Origin of the sequence: Halobacillus sp. B29, assembly GCF_052246755.1 — a bacterium.
In the GTDB taxonomy this organism is placed as follows: Bacteria; Bacillota; Bacilli; order Bacillales; family Halobacillaceae; genus Halobacillus; species Halobacillus halophilus.
In genome coordinates this window covers 108,874-128,447 of the sequence record NZ_JBQQCM010000012.1, presented here as the reverse complement: position 1 = coordinate 128,447, position 19,574 = coordinate 108,874, and the positions used below count along the sequence as shown (strand labels likewise).

29 protein-coding genes are annotated in these 19,574 nt (G+C 41.0%); 22 read left to right on the top strand and 7 right to left on the bottom strand.

Going from position 1 to position 19,574, the window contains the following annotated elements:
* The first annotated feature begins 13 nt into the window (after positions 1-13).
* The gene (locus ACTWP7_RS15595; protein WP_443123982.1) at positions 14-544 is read left to right on the top strand and encodes a hypothetical protein; all 531 of its coding nucleotides are present in this window, start codon (positions 14-16) and stop codon (positions 542-544) included.
* A gap of 76 nt (positions 545-620) precedes the next feature.
* On the opposite strand, the gene ACTWP7_RS15590 is transcribed toward ACTWP7_RS15595, so the two are convergent.
* On the bottom strand, positions 621-1,490 hold the full coding sequence (locus ACTWP7_RS15590; protein WP_443123981.1) for a DMT family transporter: 870 nt from the start codon (positions 1,488-1,490) through the stop codon (positions 621-623).
* Between the two features lie 213 nt (positions 1,491-1,703).
* Positions 1,704-2,009: a DUF3243 domain-containing protein gene (locus ACTWP7_RS15585; RefSeq protein ID WP_443123980.1), complete on the bottom strand. Its 306-nt coding sequence runs from the start codon at positions 2,007-2,009 to the stop codon at positions 1,704-1,706.
* Positions 2,010-2,324: 315 nt separating this feature from the next.
* Between ACTWP7_RS15585 and ACTWP7_RS15580 the strand changes: the two genes are divergently transcribed.
* From ACTWP7_RS15580 to ACTWP7_RS15570, 3 genes are all read left to right on the top strand, one after another.
* Positions 2,325-2,954, top strand: a complete 630-nt coding sequence (locus tag ACTWP7_RS15580; RefSeq protein ID WP_443123979.1) for a hypothetical protein — start codon at positions 2,325-2,327, stop codon at positions 2,952-2,954.
* 224 nt (positions 2,955-3,178) lie between these two features.
* Positions 3,179-4,045, top strand: a complete 867-nt coding sequence (locus ACTWP7_RS15575) for an alpha/beta hydrolase family protein (protein WP_443123978.1) — start codon at positions 3,179-3,181, stop codon at positions 4,043-4,045.
* A 203-nt stretch (positions 4,046-4,248) separates the two neighbouring features.
* A complete protein-coding gene (locus tag ACTWP7_RS15570) occupies positions 4,249-4,416 on the top strand; it encodes a hypothetical protein (RefSeq protein ID WP_443123977.1) in 168 nt (55 codons plus the stop codon).
* 39 nt (positions 4,417-4,455) lie between these two features.
* Here the strand turns inward: ACTWP7_RS15570 and ACTWP7_RS15565 are convergent, their stop codons facing one another.
* Complete coding sequence (locus tag ACTWP7_RS15565; protein ID WP_443123976.1) at positions 4,456-4,629, bottom strand: hypothetical protein; 174 nt, start codon at positions 4,627-4,629, stop codon at positions 4,456-4,458.
* 199 nt (positions 4,630-4,828) lie between these two features.
* Between ACTWP7_RS15565 and ACTWP7_RS15560 the strand changes: the two genes are divergently transcribed.
* The 6 genes from ACTWP7_RS15560 (at position 4,829) to ACTWP7_RS15535 (ending at position 8,113) form a co-directional block, all read left to right on the top strand.
* Positions 4,829-5,242, top strand: a complete 414-nt coding sequence (locus tag ACTWP7_RS15560) for an RDD family protein (protein WP_443123975.1) — start codon at positions 4,829-4,831, stop codon at positions 5,240-5,242.
* Positions 5,243-5,298: 56 nt separating this feature from the next.
* Entirely contained in the window at positions 5,299-5,865 is a 567-nt protein-coding gene (locus ACTWP7_RS15555; protein ID WP_443123974.1) for an SGNH/GDSL hydrolase family protein, read from the top strand.
* Between the two features lie 36 nt (positions 5,866-5,901).
* Positions 5,902-6,294, top strand: a complete 393-nt coding sequence (locus ACTWP7_RS15550; protein WP_443123973.1) for an ASCH domain-containing protein — start codon at positions 5,902-5,904, stop codon at positions 6,292-6,294.
* Positions 6,295-6,547: 253 nt separating this feature from the next.
* Complete coding sequence (locus ACTWP7_RS15545) at positions 6,548-7,075, top strand: GNAT family N-acetyltransferase (protein ID WP_443123972.1); 528 nt, start codon at positions 6,548-6,550, stop codon at positions 7,073-7,075.
* An 80-nt stretch (positions 7,076-7,155) separates the two neighbouring features.
* The gene (locus ACTWP7_RS15540) at positions 7,156-7,602 is read left to right on the top strand and encodes a hypothetical protein (protein WP_443123971.1); all 447 of its coding nucleotides are present in this window, start codon (positions 7,156-7,158) and stop codon (positions 7,600-7,602) included.
* Between the two features lie 229 nt (positions 7,603-7,831).
* The gene (locus ACTWP7_RS15535) at positions 7,832-8,113 is read left to right on the top strand and encodes a hypothetical protein (protein ID WP_443123970.1); all 282 of its coding nucleotides are present in this window, start codon (positions 7,832-7,834) and stop codon (positions 8,111-8,113) included.
* 19 nt (positions 8,114-8,132) lie between these two features.
* Here ACTWP7_RS15535 and ACTWP7_RS15530 read toward each other — a convergent pair whose 3' ends face one another.
* A complete protein-coding gene (locus ACTWP7_RS15530; RefSeq protein WP_443123969.1) occupies positions 8,133-8,903 on the bottom strand; it encodes a polysaccharide deacetylase family protein in 771 nt (256 codons plus the stop codon).
* Positions 8,904-9,220: 317 nt separating this feature from the next.
* On the opposite strand from ACTWP7_RS15530, the gene ACTWP7_RS15525 reads away from it, so the two are divergent.
* The 10 genes from ACTWP7_RS15525 (at position 9,221) to ACTWP7_RS15480 (ending at position 15,268) form a co-directional block, all read left to right on the top strand.
* The gene (locus ACTWP7_RS15525; protein ID WP_443123968.1) at positions 9,221-9,691 is read left to right on the top strand and encodes a thioesterase family protein; all 471 of its coding nucleotides are present in this window, start codon (positions 9,221-9,223) and stop codon (positions 9,689-9,691) included.
* Between the two features lie 376 nt (positions 9,692-10,067).
* Positions 10,068-11,228: an FAD-dependent oxidoreductase gene (locus ACTWP7_RS15520; protein ID WP_443123967.1), complete on the top strand. Its 1,161-nt coding sequence runs from the start codon at positions 10,068-10,070 to the stop codon at positions 11,226-11,228.
* A gap of 180 nt (positions 11,229-11,408) precedes the next feature.
* Positions 11,409-11,555 carry a hypothetical protein gene (locus tag ACTWP7_RS15515; RefSeq protein WP_443123966.1) on the top strand — a complete coding sequence of 49 codons (147 nt, stop codon included), beginning with the start codon at positions 11,409-11,411 and terminating at the stop codon, positions 11,553-11,555.
* A gap of 35 nt (positions 11,556-11,590) precedes the next feature.
* On the top strand, positions 11,591-11,878 hold the full coding sequence (locus ACTWP7_RS15510) for a hypothetical protein (RefSeq protein ID WP_443123965.1): 288 nt from the start codon (positions 11,591-11,593) through the stop codon (positions 11,876-11,878).
* A 64-nt stretch (positions 11,879-11,942) separates the two neighbouring features.
* A complete protein-coding gene (locus ACTWP7_RS15505; protein WP_443123964.1) occupies positions 11,943-12,581 on the top strand; it encodes a pyridoxamine 5'-phosphate oxidase family protein in 639 nt (212 codons plus the stop codon).
* Between the two features lie 91 nt (positions 12,582-12,672).
* Positions 12,673-12,873 (top strand): hypothetical protein, encoded by a 201-nt coding sequence (locus ACTWP7_RS15500; RefSeq protein ID WP_443123963.1) that lies wholly within the window; start codon positions 12,673-12,675, stop codon positions 12,871-12,873.
* Between the two features lie 36 nt (positions 12,874-12,909).
* Entirely contained in the window at positions 12,910-13,149 is a 240-nt protein-coding gene (locus ACTWP7_RS15495; protein ID WP_443123962.1) for a hypothetical protein, read from the top strand.
* A gap of 163 nt (positions 13,150-13,312) precedes the next feature.
* On the top strand, positions 13,313-14,167 hold the full coding sequence (locus tag ACTWP7_RS15490) for a GNAT family N-acetyltransferase (protein WP_443123961.1): 855 nt from the start codon (positions 13,313-13,315) through the stop codon (positions 14,165-14,167).
* Positions 14,168-14,218: 51 nt separating this feature from the next.
* Positions 14,219-14,776: a VanZ family protein gene (locus tag ACTWP7_RS15485; RefSeq protein WP_443123960.1), complete on the top strand. Its 558-nt coding sequence runs from the start codon at positions 14,219-14,221 to the stop codon at positions 14,774-14,776.
* Between the two features lie 36 nt (positions 14,777-14,812).
* Positions 14,813-15,268 carry a hypothetical protein gene (locus ACTWP7_RS15480; protein ID WP_443123959.1) on the top strand — a complete coding sequence of 152 codons (456 nt, stop codon included), beginning with the start codon at positions 14,813-14,815 and terminating at the stop codon, positions 15,266-15,268.
* Between the two features lie 66 nt (positions 15,269-15,334).
* On the opposite strand, the gene ACTWP7_RS15475 is transcribed toward ACTWP7_RS15480, so the two are convergent.
* Positions 15,335-15,952, bottom strand: a complete 618-nt coding sequence (locus tag ACTWP7_RS15475; protein WP_443123958.1) for a hypothetical protein — start codon at positions 15,950-15,952, stop codon at positions 15,335-15,337.
* Between the two features lie 201 nt (positions 15,953-16,153).
* Complete coding sequence (locus tag ACTWP7_RS15470; RefSeq protein WP_014644495.1) at positions 16,154-16,489, bottom strand: winged helix-turn-helix transcriptional regulator; 336 nt, start codon at positions 16,487-16,489, stop codon at positions 16,154-16,156.
* A 123-nt stretch (positions 16,490-16,612) separates the two neighbouring features.
* Here ACTWP7_RS15470 and ACTWP7_RS15465 point away from each other — a divergent pair, with 123 nt between their 5' ends.
* Positions 16,613-17,107, top strand: coding sequence for a lactoylglutathione lyase family protein (locus ACTWP7_RS15465; protein ID WP_443123957.1), 495 nt, complete (start codon positions 16,613-16,615; stop codon positions 17,105-17,107).
* A gap of 319 nt (positions 17,108-17,426) precedes the next feature.
* Positions 17,427-17,903: a hypothetical protein gene (locus tag ACTWP7_RS15460; RefSeq protein ID WP_443123956.1), complete on the top strand. Its 477-nt coding sequence runs from the start codon at positions 17,427-17,429 to the stop codon at positions 17,901-17,903.
* Positions 17,904-17,945: 42 nt separating this feature from the next.
* Here ACTWP7_RS15460 and ACTWP7_RS15455 read toward each other — a convergent pair whose 3' ends face one another.
* Positions 17,946-19,571: an L-lactate permease gene (locus tag ACTWP7_RS15455; RefSeq protein WP_443123955.1), complete on the bottom strand. Its 1,626-nt coding sequence runs from the start codon at positions 19,569-19,571 to the stop codon at positions 17,946-17,948.
* Positions 19,572-19,574 lie beyond the last annotated feature (3 nt).

The following is a 19,574-nucleotide window of genomic DNA, read 5'->3' as shown; positions in this document are numbered from 1 at the left end:
TAGGAGGGGAAACATGAAAAATAAGTTTTTATTCATCCTCATGACTTCTTTTTCACTATTTGTGCTATCAGCGTGTTCCCATAATGAAGTAGAAGAGGTGAAGTCCCCAATGGTGTTTTATGGAGAGAGTGAGAGTTGGGGTGCTACATTGGTGGTAAAACAGGTACAGAATGGCGGCGATCACATGTTTAAAATAACTCAAGTATCTGACCTGACTTATAAAGGAAACGCTGGAGAAAAAGACAATAAGCAGACACGAGGAACCTCCACCTCCGTTCAAGTTTCCATTGAAGGTGTAACTCCTGAAAGAGGGAGCAGTATTCGGCTTCAGGAATACAATACCTGGAAACAAAATAGCCATACCTCAAGAGAATATGCTGTAGAAGATGATGAATTTGAGGTGGTCGTAGCCTGGAATAATAATGAAGAAACCTTCACCCTGTCGCATAACCATGAGAAGGCCCCGGAAGTAAGCCAGTATAATGCGGCTGAGGTTTACAAGGTGTTAAGTAAGCCGCAAAACAATAGAATCCCTTCTTTTTAATTATTCTCTGTATTATCAATTATCAGTACAGGTCCAGCATTATGCCGGGCCTGTACTTTTGTATGGCTGAACGTCTTTAGTCAGTCTTTTTCACACTTAGGAATGTAATGGTAGCCAGAATAAGAACCATTCCAATCAGCTGGACAAACGTCAGGCTGTCCCCAAGAACCATTACACCGAACAGGGAAGCTGTCACCGGTTCGACCATGGCGATCATCGAAGCCGTTGAAGGAGCTGTCCACCTGACGCCGACCACATAAAGAACAAAGGATACACCTGCCCCGACTAGACCGAGCAGGATAAACCATCCTATGTCTCCGGAAGTGAGAACAGAGAGGGCTTCTTGACGGTCTATGAATAGGATGAGCAGAGCACTAAATGCTAAGAATGCGATCGTCAATACCGTCTGCGGCTTACCGAAGTTGGAAGCATTTTTAAAACCGAAAATAAACACGGCGTACGATATACCGGCCCCGAGTCCTGCACCAGCACCTAGCAGGGTAACAGAAGTAGACCCTGTGTTATAGGCGCCTGTAAGCAAGATAATCCCGACAAGTACGCCAGTAATGCATCCCCATTTTAACCAGCTCGAACGTTCTATTCTCAGAAGAAACGAAACTAAAAGTACAAATACTGGTGCGGTGTACATTAATGTAGCTGCAATAGCGATACTGGACGCTTCGATACTCAGGAAATATAAAGTGAAATTACCTGCTACACCAAGACCCGCAACAAGCGACCATATATACACTGTGGAAGAAGTTGGGAAATTCTGTTTAGGGCGAAGAAGAAACCAGATCAACACACATACAAGCCCTACGGCTCCACGATAAAACGAAATAACGGAAGGGCTCCACCCTTTATTCATTAATATATCAGCGATTCCCCCGGTTATACCCCAAAGGATTGCGGCTATCAAAACTAAAATCATTCCACCATATCTCATGTACACCCTCCTATTTACAAATGTTGTTAATTATAATTGATGTCTCATGTGTATTCCATAAGAATCGATCATCTAAACGTTATACTACAATTTTTTTTATGACCAATAAAATAAAGGAGAAAGAATGAATTTTGTAGCGGTAATGTGCCCTTCTTTTTACCCACGAAAAAGCCGGCGTCCTGTATTCAGGAAGCCGGCTTTTTTCTTACTCTATTAGTTGGTTTGATCAGCAAGCTTAACAAGTACGTGAGCCATGTGTTCACGCTCTTCTTTGTTGGCTACGCCCCATAGTTCATTGAGGACTTTCTCTTCGCGGTTGCGGGGTTCTTCGTGCTTGGCAAGGTAATCCGCGACACGTTTAGCTCCTTTAGAAAGACCTTCTGAACCAAGGCCCAGTTTTTCACCTTTGTTAACCTGATCTCCTAAATAATCCTTGAACGATTCGAAGCTCTTCATAATGTCATCTTTTTTATCTTCACTCATCTGTGCTGCTGCATGTTTCGGATCTTTTTCAGCCATTGTAAAAATCCTCCTTTTTATTATTGTAAAATACTATTCCCGTGAAGAAATTGTATAAACGTTTACAGTGCTTTGAATGTGCTCGACCTCTGATTAGGGACGGAAATCTATTTTTTCTACGGGGTGAACAGGGGGAAATATTAGCTTTAGAAAATAAAGATTCTTCAACAGTTTTCAGGCAGCCTGTTTTCTAATATAAGTGTATCCCACCACAGTTCGTTGAAGGTCTATTTGAAATAAGTGTTAAAAAGATGAAACTTTTTACCTGTTTTTTCCGTATACGAATGATAAAAAAAATAATAGGGGGTTCCTGTTTTGAAAAAGTTTGGGTTACTAGCTATTGCCTTTCTATTTGTTCTAGGTTGTTCCAATGATGAAGATCGTGCGTCGAATACGAAGGATAGTAAATTAAGTGAAGAAAATCCCGTGGCTGCTTCAAATGATCATAATGAAGCGGATAAAAATGAGGAAACGGAAGAAAATGCTGATGATATGGCTGCGAATTCAAATGATGCACCATTGGAACAACAAATTGCTGATATTATGGAAGAGAATGATTTCGTGCAAGCAGATAAAATCGTGGATTATGAAATCAAAGGCGACTATATTTATGTGTTTACGCACACGGCAGCGAAGGGGGTAAACTTTGCCGTTCTCAAATACACACCTGATTCACTTGAATGGGAAACGGGTGGAGAGTTCATGGGTAGTGCTCCATATATGATTAATGATGATCCAGACTCTCCTGTCTTAACGTTAGTGGAAACAGATGATCAAGAGGTGAAAGGTGTAAAAGTGATGGGGGAAAACGCCAAAATGATTCAGCTGACGAAAGACCTGACTGAGGATTATTCCGTAGAAGTAAAGTATTGGATTCACTTTTCTAAAGTGAAAGATCATAATTTGGAAAACCTATCACCCGATACTTATGAGCTTATTCGTTAATATAGGTTCGGGGGTTTTATGCTGAGGGTAGATAAGTCACAACTATAAAAAAGATTTCCGGAAATCCGGAGGTTTACTTTCAACTAAGAAGGCGATTATTTAATTTCATAATCGTCTTTTCTGATGCAATGGGCCTTATTCCTGAAAGTCCTTATTAGTTGGAACGTTTTTTGCATGGTTTCGTATCTATTTTAGAAGGATTCAGTTAAAAGAGGGGGAGTAAAATGAAGAAGCTGCTGTTTATCGTAATTATCTTACTGCTTGTAGGGTGCGAAGCAGACAGCCAAGATATCATTCTAAGTAACGAAAAAATCGAGGTGCCAGAAACAAAGCATTCTAAAACGACAGAAACCTACAAAATTACCTATAGAAGTGATGGACTTGAAGTTAAAGGGTATATGGTCAGACCCAAAGAGATAGAAAAAGATCTTCCTCTATTGATCTTCAACCGGGGCGGGAATCAGGAATATGGAAAGATTGATGAGAAGATGCTTTCTACATACTTATCTTTATGGGCGAAGAAAGGGTACGTAGTGCTAGCTTCCCAATATCGTGGAAATGATGGCGGGGAAGGTAAGGAAGAGTTTGGAGGAGCGGATGTGAATGATGTCCTGAATCTCGTTCAGGCAGCTGAAGAACTCCCAAATGTTGATGTAGAGAATAAGGTTATGCTAGGAGCATCCAGAGGAGGAATGATGACCTATCTCGCGATAAAAGAAGGAGTAGATATTAAAGCGGCTGCCGTCGTAGGAGGGATTACGGATCTATTTAACTTTTATAAGGAAAGAGTTGTCGTGCGGGGAATGTTAGACGAACTAGTTGGGGATCCAGAGGAAAATAGGGATGCCTTTGAAAAACGTTCCGCTGTGTACTGGCCGGATCAGCTTGTTGTTCCTCTTCTGATCATGCATGGAGAAGATGATTGGAGAGTGCCCGTCGGACAGGCAAGAGAATTAACCAGCAAGCTCTCGCGAGAAAATGCCGATTTTGAATATGTGGAATATGAGGACGGACAGCATCTTCTGAACAGCTATGTGAAGGAGTACACCGATAATACGGACCAGTGGTTCCAGCAGTATATTAAGGAGTGAAACGTATGAAATAGAGAGGGTGATCATTCGAAAACAGTATCTAATTCTGATGGGTACGCTGGTTTCGTACGGACGTTTATTGAAGTACGCGGGGGCTTAGCCAGTCAGGAAAAAGCCGGACTTAGGGGGGACATCCAGGTGCACTCATCCCAACATAGATACAATAGCGAAGCGGATATTGCCGATATGTATATCGTTAAAGTGTGAGAGAAAGAGGATCTCTACACCGCTATAGTGACGTTTACAGACGAGTTGAAGGTGGATTGCCTGTATCGCTAAAAAAAGAGGTTGTTCACCTGAATGCTGGTAATAAAGAACAAGTTGGACGCTTGAAACAAAAAAGAGCAGGGATTCAGGAGGGCACTCCATAACCTCTAAATCGAGGCCAAACTAATGTTATATTCTCATTACTAACTGGAGAATGACAAAGCGGCAAGTGGAACCCCTATTTCCAAAGCTCGAATTCCAAGAATCTGATTTTCTGACATAGGCTGTCCTTTCTGCCTTCCAGGCAGGGTAGAAAAAACCGATAACAGGCCGGCTGTGAGAGCAATAGACATCATGATAGTACCTGCTAAATACATACAAATCCCTCCATTTATAGACATCTTCATCTATCGCCGAAGAACAAAACAGATGAAACCCAAAATATGCCACCTCAGGTCATCCATAAAATGGATGACCTGAGGTGGCATATTTTGGGGGAGAAAATTATTATGAAACTTTTCAATGCGTGAAATCGTTAGTACATGGTATCTACTATTATTCGAGGAGGAACAAGATATGGAATCAGTGACAAAAAAGAGAGGCGCTGCGTTCGCTATAGACCTTGCTATTTCTACAGCTGTAACCTTCGGTGTGGAAAAATTGCTTCGGAAGAAATTGAAAAGTGAAGCGTTTCACGCTTTAATTACACCCACCCTGGTTATGTGGTCTCTTGAGTACGCCCAGCTAAAAACTAGCGGCTCGACCGCGGGGTACCAAGCTTTGGGATTAAGCCTGGAGAAGGAAACAGGGGGCAGGCCGACATCTAAGCAAATCCTGAAGCGTATGGCTTATCGTGACTTAATAAGCAGTTTCGATTATTTAAAAGACAGGAAAGGATTTCAATTAGAAGCAGGCACACTTATGCCGCATGATCGTTATTCAGGAACTATCGTGAAAGAAGCAGAATGTTCATGCAAACCGTGTAAATAAGATCTGAGGAATAACTCACCCAGTCCGTCTATAATCCCGAGAGAAAGGAGAATTCTATGAAAACATTCGTGTGTTTTGGAGATAGTCTGACAGCGAGGAAAGAAGGTTTTGAAGAACCTATGCTTACAACGAAACTCGCTAAGCAGTTGAATCAGTATGAATTTATCAATGCAGGTGTATCAGGTGATAATACAGTAGACGGGCTGGAGAGAATGGAACGGGATGTGATGAGCCATAAACCAGACGGAGTAACCGTCTTTTTTGGTGCGAATGACGCTGCTTTTCATAAAAACATCCCTCTTGATCTATACCAAAAGAATCTCCATGAAATGGTGGCGCGAATCAGTCCTGAGAAAACCATTCTAATCTCGCCGGCACCTGTAGATGAAAAGGTTCAAAAGGCAAGAACAAATGAGGACTTAGAGCAATACGCTTCTGCAGCTAGAGTAGTAGCGGAAGACACAGGGTGTCATTTCATAGATTTCTTTCATCAGATGATTTCTTTGGAGGATTATCCGATTAAATTGCGAGGCATAAAAAATGATGGCCTTCATTTTGGCGAAGAAGGATACGATTTTCTTGTCCAATTAATCACTAAAAAAATAAAGAGCATCCGTTTATAAGGGGAACTAATATAAATAAGAAGGAGGACTATTGCGTTGGCTAAAGATTCTATCATACAACTTTGGGAAGATTATCGTAAAACAAATCCAGATGCACCAGACCATTATGAAGCCTGGGCTTTTGGCGATTCAAAAGAAATGGCTGATCAACTGGCAGACCTGGTGCTGGAGGGAAGAAAGACCGCTACCTCATCGAACTACACCATCTACGAATGGGAAAATGAAGCCTTACCGAACAGTGGTCTTCACAATATTATTCTTGATGGCAATGGAGAAGCCGTGGCGATTATGGAAACCACTTCTGTAAAAGTTGTTCCGTTTGATGAAGTTACGGAAGAGCATGCGTTTATGGAAGGGGAAGGGGACCGTACATTAAGGTATTGGCGCGAAGTTCATGAGTCTTTTTCCGAAAAGAACTTAAAGAAATAAATCAAGAGTTTCATTATAAAATTCCAGTGGTGTGTGAAAGGTTAAAGCTGCTGTATAAGAAGTAAGAATGGCAGGTCCTTCTTACTCTCACTCCATTAAGGCCAACTTTTCCGGATGAACAGTAAGGAATGGTGAATAGGAACCAGACCACGGATTTACGCTTATAGAGTATATCATTGAGTCTATTACATAATTTTGAAATAATTGTTACATAAACACCTAGCTCAAACGTCTAAAAATAGGGATGGGAAGAATGAAGATAAGAAGAGCAGCTGTAACGGATGCAGAGGGAGTGGCGAAAGTTCAAGTTGATAGCTGGCGTTCCACTTACGAACGTATCGTTCCTGAGGAATATTTAACAAGCATGACCTATGAAAATAGAGCGCAGAAATGGAAAGAAATGATCACAAAACAGATGGTTTATGTAGCTGAAAATTGTGAAGGGGATATTATAGGTTTCTCAAACGATGGGCTGGCAAGATCGAGAACCTATCCGGAATATGAAGGGGAACTATATGCTTTGTATTTATTAAAAAAGCACCAGAGAAACGGTTTAGGGAAGCGGTTGATAGAGCCCATTATTCACGAATTAAACAAGATGAATATTTATTCTATGCTTGTCCTCGTGTTGGCAGATAACGATTCACGGTTCTTTTATGAAAAATTAGGAGCGGAGCAAATAGATACTACGGAGATTGAAGTGTCTGGTAAAACGCTGGATGAAGTGGTGTATGGCTGGAGGGACGCTAGAGGTCTGCTGAAGTACGTTACGAAATATTAATTGTTTGGAGTGGTCAATTATCATTAAAGTTTCAGGCTTCGAATTTAATGAAAACATGTCGGTGAGCGTGGGGACGGACCATGAGTGAAGAAACACTAAGTAAAATTAGAGGTTTTCTCCTCAATGTTTTATTTTTAATAATAGCTTTTGTTTTATCCTACATCATGGCCTATCAGATCAGCTATTCACCACTCGGATATGAAATCATTGAGAAAAAAGAAGAAGCCGTTCTTGTTCAATCTCATAATTTGTTGGGATTAAAGGAAGAGCAGATCAACTTTCATCCATCTGCGGATAAGGAGTGGCACATCGATATGCTGGTAGATCGGGTGAGTCAGCTGAAACAGGATTACCTCTTATTCTTTGCATCAATCTTTGCCATCCCCCTTTTGATCATCAAGGAGTTTAACCGGGGAAAACATAAGACAATCGTCCTGTTCGCTGTATTAATGGTTATGATCTTCCCCGTAATAACGTTGATGTCAAGCTTGAATGATATTGAGAGTATTTTAGCAGGCACTTATTAATGGGGAATAGTTCAATAGTATAAGTTCTGCCTTGATCATTCAACTGATCAAGGTTTTTTCAACGTGGTCTTGTTAATAGTAGCAATGATTGGCTGTGTACCTCGATGGTTCGTTTATAATGATAGGAGAAGGTATCTGAAAAATTATGGCGTATACGACTACGTTTTCTCCTTGATCAAAAATCTATTATAGGTAAGGACGTGATCTTATGTTGAAATGTTCCTGGTGCATGAAAAGAATTAAAGAAAATGATCCTGTATTTGGTTTAAGTGTAAAATTTGCTGAAGGTGTAGATTATTCAGATCAGGAAGGGTCCATCACTCAATTATGGTTAGAGACTCGGAATACGAGTGTTCCTGTGATTGTAACGACCGCAGACTCTGAAGCTAAAAAAGATGGATCCGACGCGATGTTTGCTCTGTGCAGTGAGAAGTGTGGTAAGAAAATGAAAGAGACACTGGATAAAGAAACGACAACCATTAAGGAATTTAAAGATATCTACATGGGATAAAGAACTTACAACAGCTTTCCTATTTTAAAGATTTTTCTTTTGCATGCTGACAAGAATCTTGACCGTGATGATGGAGCTGCCACATTTGCGGAATCGTAACGAATTGGTACCCATTTCTTTTCAGCAGGGGGATCAGCTCATCCAGAGCTTCTACCGTACCACTTAAATCCTGCGTCCAGTGACCCGCATTATGCATCAAAATAATCGCGCCGGGATGGACATCATGGATAACTTGCTGGGTGATTGCTTTGTCCCCCGGCCCTTTCCAGTCTTCCGTATCAATAGACCAGCCTATCCCCTTATAACCCAAAAATCCGAGGCTCAATACCTGCTGTTCGTTTAAAGCACCGTAGGGGGCTCTAAACCATGGGGTAGTTTGCCCCGTAGCTTGATAGATTTGATTATTGGTATGATTAATTTCCCATTCCATTTGGTGAATGTCCGCTTCAGCCAGATTCGGGTGCCAATACGTATGATTTCCAATCGCATGTCCATCATCCACCATACGTCTGGTTACCTCAGGGTATTTAGCTACACGTGATCCCATTAAAAAGAACGTCGCTTTTATCTGGTGTTTGTTTAATATATCCAATATTTCAGGCGTGTACTTTTGATCTGGACCATCGTCAAACGTTAGAGCTATCATTTTATCCTTGATCTGGCCCTGGTAGAGCATATGGTTTGGAAATTCGGTTTGTAAAGGGTAATAATCGGCACTGGACGCAACTGGGGCAAAATTCGATAGGGAAATGAAGATTAAACCTGATAAAATAAATAATCGACCTAACATAACAAGCCCTTCCTTTCGCATACTTTACCTCATTCCGGACGTTCCTCTACATATTACGCCGTTGCATTTAAGAAAGGTAGAGCGCAAGGCTCTTACCCAGCATAAAGATGGGACCAAAAGGCACATTAGTTCGTGCAGGTTAGGTCCTTTCCTATTATGATGATTTTTTCGGAATTTATGCCGGTCAGAGGCTCTGGGTTTCTAGTTTTACATCAGAGGATCAGAACCGAAATGAATTTCTCGTTCGTCTTTATGATCTTGTTCAGGATTATTGGCCGAAAGAACCAGAGTACTCACTCATAAAGGAGCATTCAAACATGAAACCATCCTTTCTCTACAGTAACTCCGTCCCGGCGGAATGGGTCGATTACAATGGGCATATGAATGATGCGGAGTATAGCCGCGCTTTCAGCCTGGCGACGGACGCTTTTATTGAACACATTGGGCTTGATGAAGCTGCACGTGATCAGTGGAACTACACTATTTTCACACTGGAAACTCATACGTGCTATCTTCAGGAAGTGAAGGAAAAGGCAACATTTAACATAACGGCAAAAGTACTGGACTATGACTCCAAGCGCATGCACATGTTTTTTACAATGAAAAATGAGGCGGACGAACTTGTGGCCACCTTTGAGGAAATGCTGATGGGCATTGATCAAACGAAAGGGCGAGGATCTCCTTTTCCTGAACCTGTGGCTGAGACCATTCGTGAGATTTATCAAGGGCAGGATAATGAGGAGTATATCAAGCAGGCTGGTCGGACAATTGGAATCCGTAGAAAATAATTAGAAAAAGACAAGCAGGCCTTGCTTGTCTTTTTATATACTATTTTTAAACAAAGGATGCAAAATCAAGACGGTGATATAATAAAAGAAAAACAGTTCATAACCTGCTTCACTCAAGCAGAAATGAACAGGATTTCACTACCTGGGAGGATTATTATAGATACAAGGAGTGAGTCATATGAGATTCGTCGAGTCCATACAGCGCTCGATTGATTATATGGAAAACCATATACTTGAAAATAGTTGGTAACATGGCCGGAACCCCGGACCTGGAGGTTCATTCTGAGGGAGATCCTTATAGCGAGGATTATTATTAAAAATATGGATTCCGGTCAGGTAAAGCAAATAGAAGTCTATTAGAAAGGAGGCTTAAGGGATGAAAGTAATAATCGTGGGCGGCGGCATAGCCGGTTTGACTCTTGCTTATTGGCTGAATAAGAACGGAAATGAAGTTCAGGTCATAGAAAAAGCTTCAGAATTAAGAACAGAAGGGTATATGCTGGATTTCTTTGGACCTGGCTATGATGTGGCAGAAAAAATGGGTATTCTCGATTCGTTGCAACGCATTCATTATCCGATTTCCGGTTTGGAATTTCGGAGCGAGGATGGCAAATTTAAGTACGAGCTACCATATCCATCGCTTAGACATCTGTTTAACGGGCGGCATTTTAACTTCCTTAGAGGAGATTTGGAGCAGGTTTTGTATGGTCTGGTAAAGGATCGCGTAGATTTCAAGTTTGGATTGACGATAAATGATGTCCAGCAGGATGACAATCAAGTGCATATGAAATTTTCCGATGGCAGCCGGGGTACTGCAGATTTAGTCGTGGGCGCTGATGGAGTCAGGTCCCGTGTGCGTTCTTTAGTATTTGGTGATCATCACAACTATATCAAGCATATGGGGTATTATACTGCTGCATACATTATAGAAAATTCCTGCATGAGTAAGCCGTTAAACAACGCTTTTTATTCCCTATCATCACCAGAACTCCAGGCTTCCGTCTATCCGATCAGAGGAGATCGATCAGCGACGTTCTTTTTATATAAATCTTCACAAAAAGAGGAGCATTTATTTAGAGAAGAAGCAATAAATGAGCTGAATCACCATTTTAAACATATGGGATGGGTGGTTCCGGAATTGCTCGATCAAGCAGAAGAGGCATCGGATTTTTATTTTGACGAAGTATCCCAGGTGGTCATGCCTCAATGGAGCAAAGGTCGAGTCGTCCTTGTAGGGGACTCCTGCCAGGCGGTTTCTCTGATGGCGGGCCAGGGAGCGTCTCTCGCTATGACAGGAGCCTATGTACTGTCTCGCTCTTTACAAGAAAGTAACGATGTAAAACAGGCATTGGAAAAGTATGAAAATGATTTAAAACCTCAAGTTATGAAGACGCAGGCATCTGGAAGGAAATTTGCTCATTATTTTCTCCCAGACACTAGGTGGAGGATTATTATTCGTGATGTAACGATGCGGATTAGTGTACTCCCGGTAGTCAGAAGGTTTGTAAATATGAACAGGGCTCGAATTCCTAAGTGATATTCGAGCTTTTTTACGTGGTAGGAAATTGGCAGGATTTATGCTTTTGCTGGTTAATAATGTTAAAATAGACCAATATTCGCTGCTCCTCATTTTTTAAATGGTGCGATATCCGATGTATAAAACGGATAGAGTTGTTTGTGAATTCCCAGAATTTATTAGAAGGAGCTGATTCATAAATTGAAGATCATTCAGCAGGAGTCTTATTATGGAACACATCTTCTCGTAACCTTAATGTCATTTCTTACTTTGAAAAAGATTAAGAGAATCGAAGCGTTAAAGCAGCAAGTAGAGGAAGAGGTACAAAATTACTGGCGACAAATTTAAAACATGTGTGTCTAAAAAAAGAAAGGAAGGATCGAATGAGAGCTATTCTCTTACTTCTGGCTGCCGCTGTTAATGTCTTTTTTGTAGCAACTACATTGTTTTGGAATTCCATACCCCTAAACGGATTCTGGCTTTTATTCTTCGGCACATTCCTCCTAGCCAGTCTCCTGTTTTCCGGGTATGTTTTTGTAAAGAAAAGACGCCAGCCTAAGAGTTTCCTTTCGATTAGTTCGGTGATGGTACTTTCCATTAGTGCAGGATCAATCGGTTGGTACTCTGTTCTTGCGATACTAGCTTTTGTGAATGCCTCCGTTACTTCGTAAGACTTTACAAACCATTTGTAACTGCAGAATCTATTAAAATACAATCTCCTGGGGAGTGAATGTTTTGAAAAGCGAGCCTCCTTTCAAACACCTTGTCCATTCGATAGCTGAACTGCGCGAAGTTGCAGGTGATCCGAGTGAATTAGCTAATAATAAAGTAATTTCTTACCTGGATCAAAGCTGTGTAGAATTTATTAAGCATTCACCGTTTTTAGTGCTGTCTACGGTGAACCAAATTGGAAATTGTGACGCATCCCCGCGTGGAGATCAGCCAGGCTTTGTACACGTTTTGGATTCTACAAGATTGATCATCCCTGAAAGGAAAGGCAATAAACATCTGGATTCTATACAAAATATTTTAACGCAGCCATCCATAGGTTTGCTTTTTATGGTTCCGGGGACCGGCGAAACCTTACGAGTAAACGGAACAGCTTATATAACGAGAGATCCGGAATATCTTGAGAAGATGACCGTTCAAGGAAAAACTCCATTGTTGGGTATAGGAGTTGAAGTTAAAGAATGTTTTCTCCATTGTGCCAAAGCTTTTAAGCGTTCGAAACTATGGGAGCCGGAGCACTGGCCGGAAACAGGGCATCTTCCATCTGCCGCTAAAATGATGGCCGCCCATGCTAATATGCCGGGAGTAACAGAAGAATCGGTCGAGAAAAATTTAAAAGAAAGCTACAAAAAGCGACTTTATTAAATTGAATTGGAATGCAAACCTCTTTCTCAGTTCTCGAATATTGAAACCCTCTTGGCTTACTTGAAAAAGTAGAATAAAGGAGGGAACAATTATGAGGGTTATTTTTGAAACCACTGGTCTGCTCATCCTTATCTACTTCATTTTTTTCGTATTAAATTATGTTGGCCAGCGGTTCTTATCAGGAAAAAGTAAACATCAGGTCAATTTCACTGTACTAATCATGGTATCTTTGATTGAAACAGGTGTTCTATTCACATTTATTGCTACGGGATTGTTTTTTGAATTGGGATAGAACGTTCTGTCTTACCTTAGAAAGGGGGGAGGGAGAATGGGCACGGTCTTAGTCCTGCTTGCTTTTGTCGCGATTAGTATATGTGGTATTTCTTTAGGGTTATTATTTACTAAAACTAATCTCTCTTTTGGTTTAGCTATCAGCGCCAGTGTACCTTTCATTGTTGCTTTTTTATTTCAGGTTACGTCAGTGTTTTATCTCATTCCCATTTTGCCTTTAGCGACGTGGATCGTTCATCTCAGAAGTGAATCCAGAACAAACCGGGCATTCGATTGAGTTAAATATCGGCAAATCTCGTGAAAATTTCCCAGGAAATAATCCTCTTCGGCAATTAACTTGTTTATGTTCCTATATGAAATTTTTAATCGTGCTGCATTGTGAACCAAACTCATGATGACTAGGAATATTCGACTTTTGTTAAAAGAAGGGTAAGGAGCCTATGAATAGAAATGATTACCGCTTAACCAGCAGAATGGAAAGAATCGTTCAATTAGCTGAAGAAGCCAGCAGTCAAAGAATTATAGAGCCTCATCACCTATTCATTGGTGCGTGTAAAGAAGCAACGGGTGTGTGCGGGGAACTTCATTTATATCTATGGCAGAAACTTGGCCAAGATTTTATGAGCCTAATTGGTAAATTACATAAACAGACTTCTAATTCGGGTTTCTCCAGCTTTCACCATTTCAATATCTCAAGAGAAACCGCTAGTGTGCTCGATATGGCGAATGAGAAGAAATTACATTATGGTCAATCTCTTATTAATGAAGGTCACGTGATCCAAAGTATTCTGGACACGGATGTTCCATTAAATCGATTATTGAATGAAGATATTATTAAGGAAATCATCCAAATAGCGTGTGTTCCCAGGGATTTAATCGTAAACTTAACTGATTTTATGGCCGATTATACAATGAATTGGACCCACTCAATAAGAAGAGCCGATAGTCACGATCGTAGGGAATTAAAAAGCTTTATCCGAAGTGAGTTTGGAGAACGTTGGATAGAGCATGTTGATACACAAATGAAGCAAACTGATCGAACTATTTTCATAGCCCACTATCATGAAGAGATCATCGGTTTTGCCTGCTATGATGTTGTTCGAAACAGAAAAGGGCTATTCGGCCCCATGGGGACTTCTTCAAGCCGGCGATTTCAATCAGTTGGAAAAGAATTGTTACATACAGGCTTGCGGGAGATGGCAGATGAGGGCTATGAATATGCCGTGATCGGGGAGGCAGGACCGATTGAATTTTATGAGAGAGCCTGCCACGCTAAGTTGATTCCGGTTTCTTAGTAGTAAGTGTGCGTAAGTTTTATCATAAATGCCGTTTGGAGTGTTTTTTAAGTGGTTCAATTATGGAAGTCTTTCGGGGAACTGGTCCCATTATTTTTGATTAGCGTAATAGCCGTAAGTATTGGAGCTTATTTTGTAAGTAAACAGAAAAAGGTAAGCTTTAGAAGAGTGATGATTGAGGCTCTCTTCCTGCTTAGTGTGCTCGGAATACTGTTCATTACTATTTTTCCTGCATCCTATACATCACAAAGAGTTTTAAACGTAATCCCATTCGTTGGAATGTACAATATCCTTTTCCATTCCGTTGATATAACGGTGCCAATCCGTATCGTGGGATTAAATATTCTGCTTTTTACACCTTTTGGCTTTTTTCTGGCAGTAAAATCTGCTTCATTAAATAAGAAATTTATGGGAAGAGTTGTGCTCGCGGGCGCTATGCTTTCCTTATTTGTGGAAGTCATTCAATTTATTTTTCCGATGGGACGCTCGGCTGATATAGATGATGTAATCTTAAATACAGTAGGTGCCTGGTTTGGGGCCTTAATCTATAAAGTAGCGAGTGCTAAGCTTAGTCATATATCTGTAATCAAGAACAGGAAGATAGGTTAAATATTAAGAACTTTTGCGATACAAGGGGGAGTGGATATGGAGTATGAGGTTAGAACGGAACGTTTATCTATGTTTAGTATTTTTGGGCTTATCCTATTATGGAACATTCTAACCGACGTTTATGGAGCTTCTATACTTCTATTCTCCATTTTATTTTTAATCATGGTAGTAATCAGTGCGTTACGATATAAATTTAAAGTAGGTCATAAGCAATTAGTATATCGATTCCTCTTCTTTAAAAAAACAATTCATACAAGAAAACTGGTTCCCAGCGATATCAGTCAAATCAGGTTTATCAGGCTAATGTGGGCAAAAAAGGCTGTGATGATTAAAGTTAAAAATGGAAGAAATATTCGGTTAGTTGAACCTTATCCTCCTACAGCTTTTGCCCAATTAATGGAGTTTGCTGACAATCATGAGGTTGAATTGCATAAAACAAGAGATTATTTGATCTTAGAAAGAAAAAAGGAAAGAAGGGGGAGCAGTTATTGAATGTGCTGCGAATAGTAAAGTTTATCATGGGGATAATCGCCCTGCTTCTGGCTGGCTATCACTTTTTCATACATCGAGTTGATTTTGGAGGGGACTGGAGTTCCCAACCATCGACGATTGGGATCCTTTTTCATCAATTTTCACTTGGGGGGGTACTCCCTCAACATTTACTATAAAGGCTTTGGAAAGTGAACCCAGGAATTCCTGGTTTTCATTATACCAATCCATTCTTACAAAATACCTTTCTTTACGTCCGTCTTTACTAGCACTATGGATCGTTATTTCATTTTCATCTAATGTTTCACCTTCAATCGTTGTCTCATAATAACGGGACAAATGAGACTGAGAGGGCTGTTTCCCATCGATATGAACCTGGATTGCCTCACCATCCTCTACTTGCGTAGGTTCCAATCCTTCCGTCATTTCCTCGTGGTTGAGCCGTTTGACGGTGGCAGAATCCTCTGAACAGTCAGGGACAAAACATCCCTGGATTTTATTCGTCTCAATTTCTTCTCCTTTGTATGTAAAGGTTACAGTGGGCCTTTCCTCTAAAACGTCCTTGCTTTCACTTTGAGCTTTAGCAGAGCCTGAGCTGGACTCAGAACTGGAATTAGAAGTTTCCGTGTCCCCGGGCTGACAGGCCGCTAAAGTTAATAATAGAACCAAATAAACAAACTTTCTCATACTCGTACTCTCCCTTTATAAAATCATAATGTTTACGAATCATTACAAGCTTTGTTTCTTACCTCAAACTATTTAGCCTTCTTTACAATCAAATAACCCAACTACAGAATGATTAAATGAAAAAAAGAATGACCAGGCTCAATGGTAAGCATGTTCACTCTTTTTTTAAGCAGAGTGAAGGAAAAAACAAAGATAATTGGCTTATTCTAAAGAACCATGCTCCGTACCCCATACGTGCATCTGCTCAAGAATCGGCATCAGCGTCTTACCGAAGTCTGTAATCGAGTACTCTACTTTGGGAGGAATACTGTTAAACTGTACGCGATGAATAAAACCATCCTCCTCAAGCTCTTTAAGCTGCTGACTTAAAACTTTATGCGAGACGCCGGGAAGTAATCTTCTTAAGGCATTGTACCGAAGAGTTCCATCTACATTCAGGTGCCATAAGATAACCGTTTTCCACTTGCCGCCTATTTTCTTTAATGTATATTCGATCGAACATTTCAATTTTCCATCGTTATCCATCGGAGCATCCATTCTCTATACCGTCCTTCCTTACTTTTTAGTAAGTGTCTCACTAAAAAGTGCATACTTACATCGTCTATTACTAAAAATTATAATGGATGTTGTACAAAAAATGAAACGAGGAGGAACGTTAGTATGCACACTTATCCGAGAGCATTTTCTCATATTGGATTATCCGTACCTAATTTGGATGAAGCAGTTCAATTTTATACAGATGTATTTGGCTGGTATGTCATTATGGAGCCTTCAGAGGTGAAAAATGATGATACGCCGATTGGACAAATGTGCCGTGACGTCTTCGGCAGCGATTGGGACGAGTTTAGAATCGCTCATTTAGCCACAGGGGACCGGATCGGTATTGAACTATTTGAATTTCCGGAGAATGAGCATCCGGAAAATAATTTTGAATACTGGAAAACGGGGATCTTCCATTTCTGTATTCAGGATCCGGACATCGAAGGCATCGTTGAAAAAATAAAACAGCATGGCGGGAAGCAGCGTATGCCGATCCGCGAATATTATCCTGGGGAGAAGCCATTCAAGATGGTTTATGTAGAGGATCCGTTTGGTAATATTTTCGAGATCTACACGCACAGTTATGAATTAACTTATTCGGAAGGCGCTTATTAAATAAGTCAGGGGCGAATCTATAAAAAAATAGGTTCGCTCTCTTTATTATAAGGAGAAATATTAATCTTCATGATGTTCCCTCCCCTGAAACTTGCATAATTTGTAGTTAGAAAATCTATAATAATACGCTGCATATTAAAGAAAATTGGAATTGGATACATAGACAAAAGAGGTATGTACTTTCTTTATTAAAGGATAATCCACGAAAATCTGAAACAATCCATTCACTTTGTACGTAATAAGAATAAAAGCAGATTAGGGAAAATTGAAATAACACTGCGCAAATCCAGGATTGGAGAGGAAGTTTTTATGACTTGTGATGATGATCAGTGAATGGAGCATTCAGTACAGCAATACATCCATTTGGAAAAAGAAGGCACGGGGAGCTCTGATTAATATGCTCGCCCAAATTTCTATACTAGTTATGATTTTGTTCATGAACGGACGTGCGGATGAGTTTTTGGTGTATTTAACCGGAGGGGTTGCCGTGATCAGTACCTGGCAGATGATTTATTACTTGAAAATGCCCGAGCGGAATTATATTCAATTCGAAGACCAGGCCATCGATATTCGCCGTGGTATTACTGGTCCAAGGTGGAGGGCAGCCGATGAGGAAGTGAAGCGAGTACAGCAGGTTGGGGACGTTCTTACCCTTCGGAAGGAAAATGGGGAAGACAAAGAAATTTATTTAGAAAACGTAACCGAAGCCGACGCGGATAAAATCATTAAAGAATTTCAGGAGAGGTACGGAGATCGTATGCATACAGTACCAGAAAAAAACGAAAGCTCGTTCTAGACCACACCACCCGTTTACTAAACGGGTGGTGTGAAGAATCTATTATATTCCGGTAAATGATAACAGGAATGTAGCTAGACAAACGATAATTAGTAACCCCAGGCTGTACTTCAGTGTCATTTTAAACAAGGTAGACTCCTGTCCTGTTTGTTTTACGGCTGCCGTCGCAATTGCGATGGATTGAGGAGAAATCAGCTTGGCCATAACTCCGCCGGCTGTATTAGCAGCGAGTAACAGCGCCGGGTTTGCCATGATTTGATTCCCTGTGACCACCTGTAAATGGCCGAACAACGCGTTGTTACTGACGACAGAACCCGTTATGAACACACCGAGCCAGCCGAGAATAGGACTGAAGAGAGGAAATAGGGCGCCAGTTTTCGCTAAGGCCAGTCCAATGGCTGAACTTAAACCAGCGAAGTTGGATAAATTCGCGAAGCCCATGACAAAACAAATAGTCAAAACGGGAATCCACAAATCCTGGATGGTTAATTTTAAAGAATCCATCCCTTGCGGCAGGGTGATCGCTGAACTGAATAATCCAGTAAGGAGTACAGCCACTAATATCGCGGTCCCAGTCGCAGATATCAAATCTAATTTAAAGAGAGCATCTAAAGCTACCGTATCCGGTGCAATGGGCGGTGCTTTTTGAATCTCCTGATGTAGAAAAGGAACAGGAATAAAGGCCGTTGTTTTCTCTAATAGTCCGCCTTCGCTGAATAGTGCTTTAAAGGAAGGCAAGCTCCAGACGGTAATGGTGGCTGTAAGGATATAGAACGGTGACCACGCTTTAATGATTTCTTTGACGCTGTAGGATTCGCCCTGTTGAATGTCTGGTGCGTTCTCCTCACGGTGAATGGTTTTCGGCTGCCATTTTCTCAGGAATAAAGCCAGTCCAGCCATACTTAATAATGCGGCAAGAATGTTCGCAAGCTCAGGTCCAAGGAAAAGAATAGTGAAAAGTTGAGCTCCTGTATAAATCCCACTGACGACCAGCAGTGCAGGTAAGGTTTCTTTTATTCCTTTTACTCCGCTTAGAATGAACACGAGTAAAAATGGAATAGCGAAGGAAATCATCGGAAGAATGTAGGCGAGTGTTCTGGAAAGCTCCATCGTTTCCAGATTTCCCATTTGAGCTCCCACAATGACAGGAATTCCGATCGCGCCAAATGCGCCGGAAGCAGCGTTTGCGATCAGGCACAAAGCGGCTGCTTTCAACGGGCGGAACCCAAGCTCTACAAGAAGAGCGGCGCTAATAGCAATCGGTACGCCGAATCCGGCTGCACCTTCGAGGAACGCGTTAAAGCTGAATCCGATTAAAAGCAGCTGAAGACGCTGATCCTGGGAGATGTTTGCAATACTGGATCGAATCACTTTAAATTTCCCTGTGCGAACGGCAATCTTATAAAGCCAGACCGCCATGATGACAATGTAACCGATCGGCCACAGTCCATTAGCTACACCGTGAAGAGATGCTGAAACAGCTTTTGCAATCGGCATGTCAAAGAATACAATGGATACGAGAATACTTAATGCAAGCGTGAGGAAAGCAGCTAAAATCCCTTTCATTCTAAAGCGTGTCAGGGCTAAAAAGAAGAAAAAGATGGGAAGAGCTGCGATCAGCGCACTCAAAAATACATTTCCAAACGGATCATACTGCTGTAACCACATGGA